This window comes from Phaeobacter sp. A36a-5a (assembly GCF_037911135.1).
GTDB lineage: Bacteria > Pseudomonadota > Alphaproteobacteria > Rhodobacterales > Rhodobacteraceae > Phaeobacter > Phaeobacter bryozoorum.
Map to the genome: position 1 here is coordinate 1,172,207 of NZ_JBBLYU010000001.1, position 14,301 is coordinate 1,186,507.

A 14,301-nucleotide genomic window follows, 5' to 3' on the forward strand; every position below is an offset into this window, starting at 1 on the left:
ATTGATACACCATTGATCTACATCAAGGCGCAGGCTATGCAAGAGTTAAGTTGCCAACTGCGAGGGAGAGACCGATGAGCGTTGTTCCGGTAACATCCGCGGATCTTGATGCGGTCGAAGTGTCCTGGTTTGCGGCACTCTGCTCGGACGATTACCAGTTTCTTGGTGTACCGGATGGTGACCTGCGGTCGTCCTGGGCGCATTGCTCCGACATCGTGAAAGAGGCAGAGGCGCAGGGGTTTCGCAATATCCTTTGCCCGTCGTCCTATCAGGTGGGTCAGGATACGCTCAGCTTTGTGGCGGGCTGTGCGCCGATCACTGACAGGATCAACATGCTGGCAGCGGTGCGCTGCGGCGAGATGCAGCCGATCATGCTGGCGCGTACCCTGGCCACCTTGGATCACATGCTGAAGGGGCGGCTGACGGTCAATATTATCTCCTCCGATTTTCCGGGGGAGACCGCCGACAGCGGCTTTCGCTATCAGCGCTCGCGCGAAGTGGTCGAGATCCTGAAACAGGCCTGGACCCGGGATGAGATCAACCACAAGGGCGAGGTTTACCAATTCGAAGGGCTGACCACCGATCCGGCGAGACCCTATCAGACTGGCGGGCCGCTGCTGTATTTCGGTGGCTATTCCCCGGCGGCGCTGGAGCTCTGCGGTGAACATTGCGATGTCTACCTGATGTGGCCGGAAAAGATGGAAGATCTGGCCGGTCGGATGCAGGCGGTCCATAGCGTCGCGGAAACTTATGGGCGTACGCTTGATTATGGTCTGCGGGTGCATGTGATTGTCCGCGACACCGAGGCAGAAGCCTATGAATACGCCGATCACCTTGTATCGAAACTGGATGATGCGCAGGGCAAGGCCATTCGGGAGCGGGCGCTGGATGCCACCTCGCTGGGCGTGGCGCATCAGGCCAAGAACCGCGATATTGCTGATGAATTTGGGTTTATCGAACCGAACCTCTGGACAGGGATAGGGCGGGCACGCTCTGGTTGCGGGGCGGCGCTGGTCGGATCCACCGATCAGGTCATGTCAAAGCTGGAAGCCTACCAGAAGATGGGCATCCGCGCCTTTGTGCTGTCGGGCTACCCGCATCTGGAGGAAGCGCGGCATTTCGGGGCGCGGGTGATGCCACATCTAAAAACCTGCTCACTGCCGCATGAATATGGCCGGGTGCCGCAATCGACCCCGGCGACACCCCTAGGGAACGGAGAACGTCGTTGATGGAACGGATCAAGATCGCAGTCGGGCTGGAGTTCAGCCGTCTGGTCTATGGCATGTGGCGTCTTGGCGATGACAGCGATACCTCGACCGCCCATGTCGAGGCCAAGATCGAGGCCTGTCTGGCGCAGGGGATCACCACCTTTGATCAGGCCGATATCTATGGCGGCTATACAGCCGAAGGGATCCTGGGGCGGGCGCTGAAGGCGAATCCAGCCCTGCGTGAGCAGATGGAGATCGTCACCAAATGCGATATCGTGGCTCCGGTCGGGCGCTATGCGGACGCGGCGGTCAAACATTACGATACCTCCGCCGCCCATATCACCCGTTCGGTTGAGACGTCGCTGATGGAGATGGGCATCGACCATATCGACCTCTTGCTGATCCATCGGCCGGATCCGCTGATGGATCATGTCGAGACAGGGGCCGCGCTGGACGCGCTGGTCGCCGCAGGCAAATTGCGCGCCGTCGGCGTGTCGAACTTCCGTCCCTGGGATTGGGAGCTGCTGCAATCGGCGATGAAGACGCCGCTGGCCACCAATCAGATCGAACTCTCTTTGTCCGAGATCAGCCCTTTCACCAACGGCGATCTGGCCTTTCATCAGCGGCAGGGGCATCCGCTGATGGCGTGGTCACCGCTTGGCGGTGGGGGGCTGATGACCGGGAGCGGCCAATTGGCCGATCGGCTGGATGTGATTGCTGCCGCGCAAGGCGTTGACCGCGCCGCCGTCGCCATAGCCTTCCTGCTGCGGCACCCGGCTCAGATCCTGCCGGTGCTGGGCACCAATAATCTGGAGCGGATCAAACAGGCCTCTGACGCGCTGAAGGTCGAGCTGGACCGCCCGACCTGGTTCACCCTGTACGAGGCGGCATTGGGCCGGGAGGTCGCATGATGTCGGCACATGCAGGGCAGGGCAAACACAGCTTTGTTCCGGCACCGGACAACACGCGGCTGCTGCGCGACGCCTTTGGCCGGTTCGCAACTGGGGTCACCATCGTGACCGCAGCCTCCGATCAGGGGGTTGTGGCGATCACCGCCAACAGTTTTTCCTCGGTCTCGCTGACTCCGCCGCTGGTGCTGTGGTCGCCAGACCGCAACTCGCGGCGCTTTCCCTATTTCGAGACAGCCCGCCACTACGCCATCCACGTTCTGGCGGCGGATCAGGATGATCTGTGTTGGCAGGTCGCAAAAGATGCTTTTGGGCTGAACCATTTGCAGCTGGAGCGCAACGAAAACGGGGTGCCGCTCTTGGAAAACTGTCTGGCGCGGTTTGAATGCACCCGTTCAGCCATCCATGACGGGGGAGACCACGCCATCGTTCTGGGTCACGTTGACCGCGCCACCATGCGCGAAGAAGGGGACGCATTGACATTCTACAAGGGCCAGATGGGTCAGATCGCCGTGTCACGCTAGCGACCGGCTGCCTGCACCAAGGGAGGTTGGTGCGGGCACATTGGGGGAGGAGAGAGACGCGATGATGGCAGTTCTGTCGGTCCTGAACATACTGCGCCCGCTCAACACCGGCCTGCTTGCGCTCGGCCGATGGGTGGGCGTTTTTGCCATTGGCCTGATGGTTCTGGCGATCCTGATTCAGGTCTTCTTTCGCTACGTGCTGGGCAGTGCCTTGCCCTGGCCGGATGAGGCCGCGCGGTTCTGCATGTTGTGGATGACCGGCCTGATGGCGCCGACCGCACTGCGCAACGGTGGTTTTGTGGCCATTGATGTTATCGACTCTCTGCTGCGTGGGCGGCTGTTCCACCTGCTGCAGCTGCTGCTATTGGCGATTGGCCTGACAGTGCTGATCGTTGGTATTCAGATCGGATATAGGGAGGTCACCGGTCTTGGCGGGCGGTTTGCCACTGCCTCGCTCTATGTTCCGACCTCTCTCGGGTTTGACAGCTGGCACCGGGTGCCCCGAAGCTGGATGATGCTGTCGCTTGTGGTGGGCCTGGGCCTGCTGATCCTGGTCAATATCGAGCTGATCCTGGAACGCATCGTGCGACTGTTCGGTCAGGGTGATCGCCTGCCGGACCGTCCAGGCATGACCATCGGAGGGGCCGAGTGATGCTGATCTGGTTCCTACCGCTGTTCCTGTTTCTTCTGCTGATCGGTCTGCCGGTCTTTTTCTGTCTTCTGGCAGCCCCGGGTGCCCTACTGTGGCTGAATGGCCAAGAACGCGATCTCACCCTGTTGTATCGCAATCTCTATAACGGGATGGACAGCTTTCCGCTGATGGCGATCCCGTTTTTCATGCTGGCTGGCGAGTTGATGAATCGCGGTGGTATCACCGTTCGGCTGGTCGAATTCTCGCAGGCGCTGATGGGTCATCTGCGCGGCGGTCTGGCGCAGGTGAACATCCTGTCGTCGATCTTGTTTGCCGGCCTCTCGGGCTCTGCCGTGGCCGATACCTCTGCCCTTGGGTCCATGTTGATCCCGGCGATGGAGCGCGAAGGCTACAGTCGCAAATTCGCCGCGGCCGTCACTGCCGCCAGTTCGGTGATCGGGCCAATCATTCCGCCATCCGGCATTATGATCATCTATGCTTATGTCATGGGCGAAAGCGTTGCCGCGCTGTTCCTCGCAGGCATCGTTCCGGGTGTTCTGGTCGGCGTCGGCCTGATGATCATGGTCCGCGCCATGGCCGACCGGTATGAGCTGCCGGCCGCACGGCGGGTGGTGTTCGACAGCGTTGAGATCGGCGCGATGGAGCGCTGGTTCTCCTTTGGGCTGGTGCGGCTCAACCTTGGCCTGTTGCTGGCACAGTTTGTCCCGCTGGGCGAGGGGGCCGGAGCGCAGATCAAATGGCTGGTGTTCCTTGGCGCGGTTCTGTTTGCCCATGGGCTGATGCTGGGGCTGCGCCGGATGGTCAGCCCGGCGTTTCGCACCATTTGCAAACGAGCGGTGGTGCCGTTGCAGACGCCTGTCCTGATCCTTGGTGGCATTCTTGCCGGCGTATTCACCCCGACCGAGGCAGCTGCCGTGGCGGTGGCCTATGCGCTGCTGATCAGCTTTCTGGTGCTGGGGTCGATGCGGCTGGCGGACCTGCCGCAGGTGTTCACGAGGGCGGGGATCACCTCCGCCGTGGTGCTGCTGCTGGTGGGCGCCGCGATGTCGTTCAAGACCGTCGTCAGCCTCAGTCACGCGCCGGAACAGCTGGCGGATTTCATCCTCACCCTCTCGGAAAATCCGCTGATCCTGCTGTTCCTGATCAATCTCTTGCTGTTTGTCGTGGGCATGTTCCTGGATGCGGGCCCTGCGATCATCATCCTTGGCCCGATCCTCGGACCGGTGTTCACCGATCTTGGCGTCGACTCGGTCCATTTTGCCATCATCATGTGTGTGAACCTGACGGTTGGTCTGGCGACACCGCCGATGGGGCTGGTGCTGTTTGTGGCAGCCGCCGTTTCGCAAGAGCGGGTCACAACAATTGCCCGGGCGATCCTGCCCTTTCTTGCGATTGAAATTGCGGTGATCTTTCTGATCACCTTTGTGCCGGCCATTTCGCTGACCATTCCGCGGTTGACCGGATTTCTGAACTAAGGACTACCCGATACCCAGAATAAAAGAGCAACAGGAGGAGACACGAATGCTCAGCAAAATGGTGAAGACACTGGCCCTGTCGGCCCTGATGGCAGGCACCGCGCTGTCGGCCTACGCCGCAGACTACAAGATCCGCGCGACCGCCAATTCCAACGAGAATGACGAGGATTACGACGGTCTGGTCGTGTTCAAGAACTACGTCGAAGCGGCCTCCAATGGCGCAATCGAGGTTGAATTGTTCATCGGCACCCAGCTTTGCTCCAACGGGGCAGAATGCCTGCAAGGCGTCGCGGATGGTTCAATCGACATCTATATTTCCACCTCCGGTGGCGCGTCGGGGTTGTTCCCTTACGTCCAGGTGCTGGATCTGCCCTATCTGATGGCGGATGACCGGATTGCCGAACATGTGCTGTCGGGCGATTTCACCCGCACTATGCGCCGGATGGCACTGGAGGATTCCGGCGATGCGATCCGCCTGATGACCATTGGCAACACCGGCGGCTGGCGCAACTTCGCCAATACCAAACGCCGGGTCGCGGAACCTGCCGACATGGAAGGTCTGAAAATCCGAACGGTCGTCGCCGACCTGCCGCAGGAGCTGGTAAAGGCGCTCGGGGCCTCTCCGACACCGATTCCCTGGCCGGAGCTGTTTACCTCGTTCCAGACCGGCGTGGTCGAAGGCTCCAAGAACGGCATCACCGATATTATGGGCATGAAATTCCCCGACGCTGGCCTGCAATATGTGACGCTGGACGGACACGCCTATATGGGGGCGCTGTGGTGGATGTCGAACCAAACCTTCACCAGTATGCCGGAAGACATGCGGCAGGTCGTGGTCGATGGCTTCTACGCGCTGCAACAGGCCACATTTGCCTCGCCGAAGCGCAAGTCGATCCAGGCCTATGAGGATTTTGTTGCCGGTGGCGGCGATCTCTATGTTCCGACGCCCGAACAGAAGGCGGCGTTCAAATCCGCAGCCGAGCCGGTCTATGACTGGTTCAAATCCAACGTGACGCGCGGCGATGAGATCTTTACCGCGCTGACCGATGCAGTCGCCAAGGCCGAAGCCGACGTCAACGCGGCACGTGCCGCCGATCTGAACTGATCAGTAGGCTGCAACACCAACCGGCGGTGCGGGATCTAGCCGCGCCGCTGCCCCGTTGGCTAGCGAAACGGATACATCCAGACCTTATAGTCCGCGACCAGAACATGCGCTTTCTCGATCTCCGCAGGGGTCATTTTCTTGACCACCTCTTCAAGGCTGATCGCCGCATCGGGATCACCGCCAATGGCCGACAGCGTGTACCACATATAGGCGCGTACCAAGTCGGGGGCGGGCAGCCCACGGCCGATTTCATAGTACCAACCGATACCCGATTGCGCGCCGGGGTGTCCCTTCATGGCGCTGCGCAGATACCATTCAAAGGCCCGCTGGTCGTCACGGTCAACACCCAGCCCCATGGCATACATCACCCCGATCAGCTCTTCAGCGTCTGCGTTGCCGGAGCGCGCTGCTGGCCAGAGCGCCTCGCGCGCAGCCGCAAATTCGCCGGCCTCCATCAGGTCGCGCGCCTGCTCGATTTCGGCCCGCGCGGGCAGCGGGACCAGCAGCGTCAGGCTGCTCGTGGACAGCGCCATCGCGGCCAGAACCGGTTTCCATCTCTTGCGCATGTGCTCTCCTGTGTTGTGCTGGCGTTTGGCCTTTTTGCGGGGTCGGCGGCTGCGACTGATCCACGGTTTCCGCCGCCGCTGGGGGTAAGCGATTTTCTACCCGTAGACCCCGCAAAGGCCGAGTTGGGTCGGCTGCTATTTTACGACAAGATCCTGTCCGGGAACAGAAATATCAGCTGCGGAACCTGCCATCATCCGCGCCATGGCACCTCTGACGGGCTATCCTTAGGCCTTGGAGAAGGCGGCGAGGGGCTGGGCCGGGCGCGGGTTTCCACCAGGGGCAGCAACCGGGTGCAAAAACGCATCCCCCGCAATGCGCCCGCGCTCTGGAACCTCGGGGCAAAATCCATCCGGGTTCTGATGCACGACGGGCGGATCAGCGCGGATCCGGTCTATGGCAATGGCTTCAACACCCCAGCAGAGGAATGGCTGCCTGACGGGCTGCAATCCCTGCTGGCGGCGCAGGCGCTGTTTCCGATGACGTCCAGCGTGGAAATGGCCGGGAATGTCGGCGAGAATGAAATCATCGGTGCCAGCCGCGACCGGATTGATCTGGCCTGGCCGATCATTGCCAAACGCGTCCGCGGCCTGCCGACATATGCGGCGGGGTTTGTCGCCGCCTTTGATCACATCATGGCGCCTGAGGATGTGCAGATCACCGATATCGCGGAGGCTCTGGCCCAGTTCATGGTGCAGGATTTCACCTCGTTCGACAGCCCGTTTGATGCCTATCTGGCCGGGGATGCGACGGCGCTGACCGCGCAGCAAAAAGCCGGTGCCGATCTGTTTTTTGGCAGCGCCGGATGCAGCGGCTGCCATGCTGGGCCGCTGTTTTCGGATCAGAACTTCTACGCCCTTGGTTTGCCGGCCTTTGGCCCCGGTCGCGCGCGCCGCTTTGACCCCTACGCCCGGGATGTCGGTCGAATGGGAGAAAGCGACGATCTGTCAGATGCCTACCGCTTTCGCACGCCGATGCTGCGCAATGTGGAACTGACCGCGCCTTATGGCCATAATGGCGCTTTTCCGACGCTTGACCGGATGATCCGGCATCACCTCGATCCAGTCGCAAGCCGTTCGGCGTGGACGCCTGACGATCTGCAATTGCCAGATGTGCCCTGGCTGGCCGCCACGGATTTTGTGGTACAGCAGGACCGGTTCGAGATGGCGCGACAGGCGCGCGCGCGGGATATCTATCTACCCCGGGACCTCAGCGATCAGGACATCGCAGCGCTGATCGCTTTCCTCACAGCACTCACCGGGGCAGAGGCCCGCGCCGAAACGTCATCAGTACCCGCATCCGTTCCAAGCGGCCTGCCCGTTGATGGGACCTAATCGCTGACCGGTCCAGCATTCCGCAATAGGACATGTTCATGCCGGGCCGAGATAGGTGCGAAGTGCCGAACGACAGCCCTGCGCCGTTATGACCTGCATCCAGTGGGAAAACCGCTGAACGAAAGGCACCTCAACCGACAGATCCGCGTAGATCGCGCTCTGCTGTAGCCAGGCTTCCGGGGTGTGCTGTGCACGTTCGGCGTGGGTATTACGGACCTCCCAGTCCGGATCGTTTGGCGGGATGAGACTGCCATCTTCACGAATGCCGGTACACATCCGCGCCCATAGCGCCTCGACAAGACATAAGCCATCAATCGCTCCGGCCTGCTGCACCGCATCGCGCAGGATGGGCAGCACAAAACCGGGATGGCGAGACGAGCCATCATAGGCCACCCGCCGCGTCGTGTCGCGGATCTCCGGGTTGGAAAACCGCGCCTCAATCAGGTTGAGGTAATCGCTCGGCGCCATGTCCGGGACGGCCGCGACATAGGGCAGGATTTCCTCCTGCTGGACCTTGCGAAAGAAGGCCGCCACCAAAGGGTCACCCATACAATCGGCGATGGTCGGGATCGACAATAGCTCGCCGACATTCGCCAGCACCTGATGCCCTGCGTTCAGCACGCGGATCTTCATGCTTTCATAACCGTGCACGTCATCGGTCATAATCGCACCAACTTGATCCCAATCGGGGCGGCCTGCGCAGAAATCATCCTCGATCACCCATTGGCGATAATTCTCATGAGTCACCGGGGCGCTATCCTCAAGCCCGTATCCGCGCGCCAGTGCCACCTCTGCCGGGCCGGTGGCCGGAACGATGCAATCGACCATGGAGTTCGGAAAGGCTGCGTTCTGATCAATCCATGCCGCAAGCTCGGGATCGGTTTGTCGTGCCAGGGTGACAACGGCGGTGCGGGTGATCTGACCATTGCCCTGCAGATTGTCGCAGCTCTGCACGGTAAAGGCGGGCAGGCTGCGGCTTCTGCGCCGCCTCAGCGCTTCGACGATGGCGCCGAACACGCTGCGAGGATGGCCCGGATGGGCGATGTCGTGACGGATATCCTCGTGTATGAGGTCAAGCCCACCCCGCTGCGGGTCCAGATAATAGCCGCCTTCCGTCACCGTAAGCGATACGATCCTGATCGCGGGGCTCGCCATCGTCGTGATCAGGCTTGTGTTGCCCGCCTCCACGGGGAGAAAGTCGATCATCGGGCCGATCACTTCGGCCGAGCGCCCGGTGGGGTCGAGTTCGATCAAAGTTGTCAGGCAGTCCTGCGCAAGCAGCCGGTCGCGCATTCTGGCGTCGGCGGCGCGCACACCTGCTCCGATAATGCCCCAGTCCATTGCAAGACCGCGCTGCATCAGCGCGTGGAGATACCAGGCCTGATGTGCCCGGTGAAAATTCCCAAGCCCGATATGGACGATGCCGGGCGTGATCTGTGCCCGGTCGTAGCCGGGGCGCGCGATTGTTTGCGGCAATTGTGTCAGGGTGTCATTCGATAGTTTCATGGCCGCTGCCTCCCGCTTGTGTTCCCGCATCAGCTCATCCATTGACCGCCGTCGACATTGTAGGTCTGGGCGACGATATAATTGGCTTCGTCGCTGGCAAGAAAGACTGCCATTCCGGTCAGATCCGTTGCGGTGCCCATGCGGCCATAGGGAACGGACTGCGCCACTTCGGCCTTTTTCTGGCCGGGTGCCTTGCCTTCGTATCTGGCGAAGAAAGCATCGACACCGTCCCAATGCTCACCCTCGACCACGCCGGGTGCGATGGCGTTCACATTGATGCCATGCGAAATCAGGTTCAGTCCCGCAGATTGGGTGAGGCTGATCACCGCGGCCTTGGTTGCGCAGTAGACCGACACCAGCGGTTCTCCCCGGCGGCCGGCCTGGCTGGCCATGTTGATGATCTTGCCGCCATTGCCCTGCGCGATCATCTGCCGCGCGGCGGCCTGCATCATGAACAACGTGCCGGAGACATTGATATCAAAGGTGCGCTGATAGGCCTCCCGCGTGACCTCGACCAGCGGCGCTGCGGTGAACACGGCGGCATTGTTGATCAGGATATCGAGGCCTCCCAGAGCCTCCACCGTGCGGGCAAGCGCATGGTCAATGCTGGCCTGATCGGTGACATCAAGGTCGATGGCAATGGCGGCGTCGCCGAGACGCGCAGCGGTAGCCTCGGCGCGCGCATGATCGATATCGGCGATGACCACCCGTGCACCTTCGCGCAGATATGCTTCGGCAAAGGCCGCGCCGATGCCACGCGCGGCCCCGGTGATCAGGGCGCGTTTTCCAAGCAGCCGCATCATCCGATCCGCAGCCCGTCAGAGCCGAACCGATGCAGATGCGCCATATCGGGCGTCAGAAAAACGCGCGCTCCATAGCGAAGATCGAGTTCGCCCCCGGCACGAACAGTGAGCGGATCGTCAAAGGCCTCACATTGAACATGAAAAAACGTATCGGAGCCCAGATGCTCGGAAACGCCGATAGTTCCTTCCCACGATCCTTTGGTCTCGGAAATCGCGATGTGCTCGGGTCGAATGCCGATCGTTGCGGCATCCTGCGCCGCTGCCGCCGGTCCGGTCAGCAGGTTCATTCTGGGCGAGCCGATGAAGCCTGCCACAAATACATTGCGCGGTGCGCGATAGAGCTCCAGCGGGCTGCCAACCTGTTCGATGACCCCGGCATTCAGGACCACGATCTTGTCGGCCATGGTCATCGCCTCAACCTGATCATGGGTCACATAGACCATGGTTGTTGCAAGGCGCTTATGCAGTTCGGAGATTTCAAGACGCATCCCGACGCGCAGGGCGGCATCCAGATTGGACAGCGGTTCGTCGAACAGAAAGGCTGCGGGCTCACGCACGATGGCGCGACCGATGGCGACCCGCTGGCGCTGACCGCCGGACAGCTGCCCCGGACGGCGATCCAGATAATCGGTGAGGTTCAGCGCCGCTGCGGCATTTTCAATGCGTCGCTTCTGCTCATCCGCCGGGATGCCCGCCATCTTCATCGGAAAGGCGATGTTCTTGCGCACTGTCATATGCGGGTAGAGCGCGTAGGACTGAAATACCATCGCCAGCCCGCGTTTGGCCGGGGGAATGTCGGTGGCATCCTGCCCGTCGATGCGGATGGTGCCGGTGGTAATATCCTCAAGCCCTGCAATCAGCCGCAGCAACGTGGACTTGCCGCAACCGGAGGGGCCGACAAAGACGGTGAATTCGCCATCTTCAATGGTCAGGTCCAGCGGCGGGATAACCTCAACGGAGCCAAAGCGCTTGGTCACGCGTTCAAGTTTGATCTGTCCCATGGGGTATCTTCCTTATTTCACGGCGCCGAAGGTCAGGCCGCTGACAAGTTGTTTCTGGCTGAACCAGCCAAGGATGAGGATCGGCGCGATGGCCATGGTCGAGGCGGCTGACAGTTTCGCGTAGAACAGGCCTTCCGGGCTGGAATAGCTGGCGATAAAGGCGGTCAGGGGGGCAGCCTGCGCCGCCGTCAGGTTCAGCGTCCAGAAGGCTTCGTTCCAGGCCAGGATAATATTCAGCAGCAGCGTGGACGCGATGCCGGGAATGGCCATGGGCGTCAGCACATAGAGGATCTCCTCCTTCAGGGTGGCGCCATCCATGCGCGCCGCCTCAAGGATCTCGCCGGGGATTTCCTTGAAGTAGGTGTAAAGCATCCAGACGATGATCGGCAGGTTGATCAGCATCAGCACCACAACCAGGCCAAAGCGGTTGTCCAGAAGACCCATTTTGATGAACAGGATATAGATCGGGTACAGCACGCCGACCGCTGGCAGCATCTTGGTCGAGAGCATCCACAGCAGGATATCCTTGGTCCGTTTCGAGGGTACGAAGGCCATCGACCAGGCGGCGGGAACGGCGATGACTATCCCCAATATGGTGGAGCCGCCGGCAATGATCACCGAGTTCCACAGAAAGCGCATATAGTCGGAGCGCTCCTGGACGATGCTGTAGTTCTCAAGCGTCCAGTCAAAGAACAGGAAGACGGGTGGATCGCTGATGGCCTGTGCCTCGGTCTTGAAGCTGGTCAGGATGGTCCAGAGGATTGGAAAGAAGATCAGCAACCCAACAGCCCAGGCCAGCGCAGTATTGATGGCTTTGCGTCTAGGTGTAACGGCTCGTGCCATGGTGGCCTCCTATGCGTCGAGGTTCTTGCCAACGATGCGCATCAGGAAGATGGCAACGATATTGGCGAGGATGATGGCGTAGACACCACCGGCGGATCCCAATCCGACGTTCTGGCTTTCCAAAACGCGTTGATAGATCAGATAGGTCAGCGTCTTGGTCCCGAACGAGCCTTGGGTGGTGACGAAGATCTCCGCGAAAATCGACAGGAGGAAAATGGTCTGGATCAGCACCACGACGGTAATCGCGCGGCTGAGATGGGGCAGGGTGATATAGCCGAAGCGTGCAACCGGCGGGGCGCCATCCATTTCAGCAGCCTCCAGCTGTTCGCTGTCCAGCGACTGGATCGCGGTCAGCAGGATCAGCGTGGCAAAGGGCAGCCACTGCCAGCTGACGATCAGGATGATGGATTGCAGCGAGGCCTCGGACAGCCATGACACCGGCTCGGCTCCGAAGGCCTTCCACAGGTGAGCAAAGAGACCGTTCACAGGATCCATGAACATATTCTTCCAGACCAGCGCAGAGACCGTGGGCATCACGAAAAACGGCGCGATCACCAGAATGCGGACAATGCCCTGTCCCCACATCGGCTGATTGAGCAGCAGCGCGAGGCACACGCCGAGGATCACGGTGATGAGGAGCACTCCACCAACGATGATCAGCGTCGCCTGAACGCTTGGCCAGAACGAGCTGGAGGACAGGAACCGGACGTAGTTGTCAAATCCCACCCAGCCCAGATCGCCGCCACGCAGGGGCAGATATTTCTTGAAGGAAAAGTAGAGCGTCATCGTCAGCGGGACCAGCATCCAGCCCAGAAGCAGGATCACTGCGGGGGCCATCATGATGCGTGCTGCCGACCGGGAATGCTGGGTCGCCATGGCAAATCTCCATTCTCGCCGGGGGCTGAGGCCGTCGTGAGCAATATTGGCTTGTTAGTTCCGGGGGGCCAGAGGGCGGCCAGATCGTGGCGCCGCCCTCTGGGAGGGAGGAGGCGTCAGTACCCTGCCGCTTCCATTTCGTCTGCGGCCAGCGCCTGCGCCTTGGCCAGCGCCTCGTCAGCGGTCTGTTGCCCGGCGAGGGCCGCCGAGAACTCCTGACCGACCTCGGTCGCAATTCCTGCGAACTCGGGGATTGCCGCAAACTGGATCCCAACATAGGGCACCGGATCAACCGTCGGATTGTTCGGATCCGCCGACAGGATGCTGTCCAGTGTCATCTTGGCAAAGGGGATATCCTTGTAGTTCGGGTTGTCATAGAGCGAGGTCCGCGCACCCGGCGGGACATTGGCCCAGCCTTCTTTCTCGGCGACCAGCTCTATATAGTCCTTCGAAGTGGCCCATTGGATGAATTCCTTTGCGGCGGCCTCCTTCTGTGTTCCTGCCGGAATGGCCAGCGCCCAGGCCCAGAGCCAGTTGCTGCGTTTGCCGAGCCCGGTATCCGGCGCGAGGGCAAAGCCGACTTTGTCCGCGACGGTGGAGTCATTCGGATTGGTCACGAAAGACGCCGCAACGGTGGCGTCGATCCACATGCCGCATTTGCCCTGCTGGAACAGCGAAAGGTTTTCGTTGAACCCGTTGCCCGATGCCCCGGGAGGGCCTGCGTCATTCATCAGGTCGATGTAGAAATTGAGCGTGTTCGACCAGGCATCACTGTCGAACTGAGGCACCCAGTTTTCATCGAACCAGCGTGCACCAAAGGAGTTGGACATCGCTGTAAGGAAGGCCGCATTCTCCCCCCAGCCGGCTTTGCCGCGCAGACAGATGCCATAGATTTCATTGTCCCTGTCGGTCATCTGACGTGCCGCATCGGCGACAAAGTCCCAGGTCGGTGCACTGGGCATTTCAAGACCGGCCTTTTCCATCAGGTCGGTGCGATACATGATCATGGAACTTTCGCCGTAGAACGGCGCCGCATAAAGCGTGCCGTCATGGGACAGGCCACCCCGCATGGCGGGCAGGATATCGTCCACGTCATACTCGGCAGGCAGATCATCCAGAGGGACCAGCCAGCCGTTCTTGCCCCAGATCGGGGTTTCGTACATGCCGATGGTCATGATGTCGAACTGACCGCCCTTGGCCGAGATGTCGGTGGTGACACGCTGCCGCAGCACGTTTTCCTCAAGCGTGACCCATTCCACCTCATGGCCGGTCTTGGCGGTAAAATCCTCTGTCAGCCCCTGCATTCGGATCATGTCGCCGTTGTTCACGGTGGCGATTGTGATCGTATCGGCAAAGGCGGCGGTGCTGGCAAAAACGGTCAAGGCCGTTGCCGCATGCAATGCGCTCTTAAGGTACATCCTTATCCTCCCATGATTGGATGTTGCCACGTGAGGATACCGGAGCAGGTCATCGCGCGTCAATTTAAATTTAACGCGCGTAAA

Annotated in this window: 14 protein-coding genes; 7 read left to right on the plus strand and 7 right to left on the minus strand. The window is 60.7% G+C overall.

The genetic code is table 11. The features are described 5' to 3' along the window. Positions 1–74 precede the first annotated feature (74 nt). From WLQ66_RS05530 to WLQ66_RS05555, 6 genes are all read left to right on the plus strand, one after another. Complete coding sequence (locus WLQ66_RS05530) at positions 75–1,229, plus strand: LLM class flavin-dependent oxidoreductase (protein ID WP_340545363.1); 1,155 nt, start codon at positions 75–77, stop codon at positions 1,227–1,229. Next, a complete protein-coding gene (locus tag WLQ66_RS05535; protein WP_340545364.1) occupies positions 1,229–2,119 on the plus strand; it encodes an aldo/keto reductase in 891 nt (296 codons plus the stop codon). Before WLQ66_RS05530 ends, WLQ66_RS05535 begins: the two co-directional genes overlap by 1 nt. Next, on the plus strand, positions 2,119–2,640 hold the full coding sequence (locus WLQ66_RS05540; RefSeq protein ID WP_340546310.1) for a flavin reductase family protein: 522 nt from the start codon (positions 2,119–2,121) through the stop codon (positions 2,638–2,640). The genes WLQ66_RS05535 and WLQ66_RS05540 overlap by 1 nt, the downstream gene beginning before the upstream one ends. A gap of 61 nt (positions 2,641–2,701) precedes the next feature. Next, entirely contained in the window at positions 2,702–3,292 is a 591-nt protein-coding gene (locus WLQ66_RS05545) for a TRAP transporter small permease (protein ID WP_340545365.1), read from the plus strand. Further along, positions 3,292–4,767 (plus strand): TRAP transporter large permease, encoded by a 1,476-nt coding sequence (locus WLQ66_RS05550; protein WP_340545366.1) that lies wholly within the window; start codon positions 3,292–3,294, stop codon positions 4,765–4,767. Before WLQ66_RS05545 ends, WLQ66_RS05550 begins: the two co-directional genes overlap by 1 nt. Positions 4,768–4,813: 46 nt before the next feature. Next, positions 4,814–5,872: a TRAP transporter substrate-binding protein gene (locus tag WLQ66_RS05555; RefSeq protein WP_340545367.1), complete on the plus strand. Its 1,059-nt coding sequence runs from the start codon at positions 4,814–4,816 to the stop codon at positions 5,870–5,872. 59 nt (positions 5,873–5,931) lie between these two features. On the opposite strand, the gene WLQ66_RS05560 is transcribed toward WLQ66_RS05555, so the two are convergent. Beyond that, complete coding sequence (locus WLQ66_RS05560) at positions 5,932–6,405, minus strand: tetratricopeptide repeat protein (RefSeq protein ID WP_340546311.1); 474 nt, start codon at positions 6,403–6,405, stop codon at positions 5,932–5,934. Between the two features lie 48 nt (positions 6,406–6,453). On the opposite strand from WLQ66_RS05560, the gene WLQ66_RS05565 reads away from it, so the two are divergent. Further along, entirely contained in the window at positions 6,454–7,770 is a 1,317-nt protein-coding gene (locus WLQ66_RS05565; protein ID WP_340546312.1) for a cytochrome-c peroxidase, read from the plus strand. A 36-nt stretch (positions 7,771–7,806) separates the two neighbouring features. Here WLQ66_RS05565 and WLQ66_RS05570 read toward each other — a convergent pair whose 3' ends face one another. From WLQ66_RS05570 to WLQ66_RS05595, 6 genes are all read right to left on the minus strand, one after another. After that, positions 7,807–9,276 carry a mannitol dehydrogenase family protein gene (locus WLQ66_RS05570; protein ID WP_340545368.1) on the minus strand — a complete coding sequence of 490 codons (1,470 nt, stop codon included), beginning with the start codon at positions 9,274–9,276 and terminating at the stop codon, positions 7,807–7,809. A gap of 29 nt (positions 9,277–9,305) precedes the next feature. Beyond that, the gene (locus WLQ66_RS05575; protein WP_340545369.1) at positions 9,306–10,079 is read right to left on the minus strand and encodes an L-iditol 2-dehydrogenase; all 774 of its coding nucleotides are present in this window, start codon (positions 10,077–10,079) and stop codon (positions 9,306–9,308) included. Then, positions 10,076–11,080 carry an ABC transporter ATP-binding protein gene (locus tag WLQ66_RS05580; protein ID WP_340545370.1) on the minus strand — a complete coding sequence of 335 codons (1,005 nt, stop codon included), beginning with the start codon at positions 11,078–11,080 and terminating at the stop codon, positions 10,076–10,078. The genes WLQ66_RS05575 and WLQ66_RS05580 overlap by 4 nt, the downstream gene beginning before the upstream one ends. Before the next feature lie 12 nt (positions 11,081–11,092). Next, positions 11,093–11,923 carry a carbohydrate ABC transporter permease gene (locus WLQ66_RS05585; protein ID WP_340545371.1) on the minus strand — a complete coding sequence of 277 codons (831 nt, stop codon included), beginning with the start codon at positions 11,921–11,923 and terminating at the stop codon, positions 11,093–11,095. A gap of 9 nt (positions 11,924–11,932) precedes the next feature. After that, positions 11,933–12,799 (minus strand): carbohydrate ABC transporter permease, encoded by an 867-nt coding sequence (locus WLQ66_RS05590; RefSeq protein WP_340545372.1) that lies wholly within the window; start codon positions 12,797–12,799, stop codon positions 11,933–11,935. Positions 12,800–12,915: 116 nt separating this feature from the next. Beyond that, positions 12,916–14,217, minus strand: coding sequence for an ABC transporter substrate-binding protein (locus WLQ66_RS05595; RefSeq protein WP_340545373.1), 1,302 nt, complete (start codon positions 14,215–14,217; stop codon positions 12,916–12,918). Between the last annotated feature and the right edge of the window lie 84 nt (positions 14,218–14,301).

What these genes read in the sequence shown, in the direction of transcription:
- WLQ66_RS05530 (WP_340545363.1), top strand. Translation starts at nt 75, where the DNA reads ATGAGCGTTGTTCCGGTAACATCCGCGGATCTTGATGCGGTCGAAGTG.
- WLQ66_RS05535 (WP_340545364.1), top strand. Translation starts at nt 1,229, where the DNA reads ATGGAACGGATCAAGATCGCAGTCGGGCTGGAGTTCAGCCGTCTGGTC.
- WLQ66_RS05540 (WP_340546310.1), top strand. Translation starts at nt 2,119, where the DNA reads ATGTCGGCACATGCAGGGCAGGGCAAACACAGCTTTGTTCCGGCACCG.
- WLQ66_RS05545 (WP_340545365.1), top strand. Translation starts at nt 2,702, where the DNA reads ATGATGGCAGTTCTGTCGGTCCTGAACATACTGCGCCCGCTCAACACC.
- WLQ66_RS05550 (WP_340545366.1), top strand. Translation starts at nt 3,292, where the DNA reads ATGCTGATCTGGTTCCTACCGCTGTTCCTGTTTCTTCTGCTGATCGGT.
- WLQ66_RS05555 (WP_340545367.1), top strand. Translation starts at nt 4,814, where the DNA reads ATGCTCAGCAAAATGGTGAAGACACTGGCCCTGTCGGCCCTGATGGCA.
- WLQ66_RS05560 (WP_340546311.1), bottom strand. Translation starts at nt 6,405, where the DNA reads ATGGCGCTGTCCACGAGCAGCCTGACGCTGCTGGTCCCGCTGCCCGCG.
- WLQ66_RS05570 (WP_340545368.1), bottom strand. Translation starts at nt 9,276, where the DNA reads ATGAAACTATCGAATGACACCCTGACACAATTGCCGCAAACAATCGCG.
- WLQ66_RS05575 (WP_340545369.1), bottom strand. Translation starts at nt 10,079, where the DNA reads ATGATGCGGCTGCTTGGAAAACGCGCCCTGATCACCGGGGCCGCGCGT.
- WLQ66_RS05580 (WP_340545370.1), bottom strand. Translation starts at nt 11,080, where the DNA reads ATGGGACAGATCAAACTTGAACGCGTGACCAAGCGCTTTGGCTCCGTT.
- WLQ66_RS05585 (WP_340545371.1), bottom strand. Translation starts at nt 11,923, where the DNA reads ATGGCACGAGCCGTTACACCTAGACGCAAAGCCATCAATACTGCGCTG.
- WLQ66_RS05590 (WP_340545372.1), bottom strand. Translation starts at nt 12,799, where the DNA reads ATGGCGACCCAGCATTCCCGGTCGGCAGCACGCATCATGATGGCCCCC.
- WLQ66_RS05595 (WP_340545373.1), bottom strand. Translation starts at nt 14,217, where the DNA reads ATGTACCTTAAGAGCGCATTGCATGCGGCAACGGCCTTGACCGTTTTT.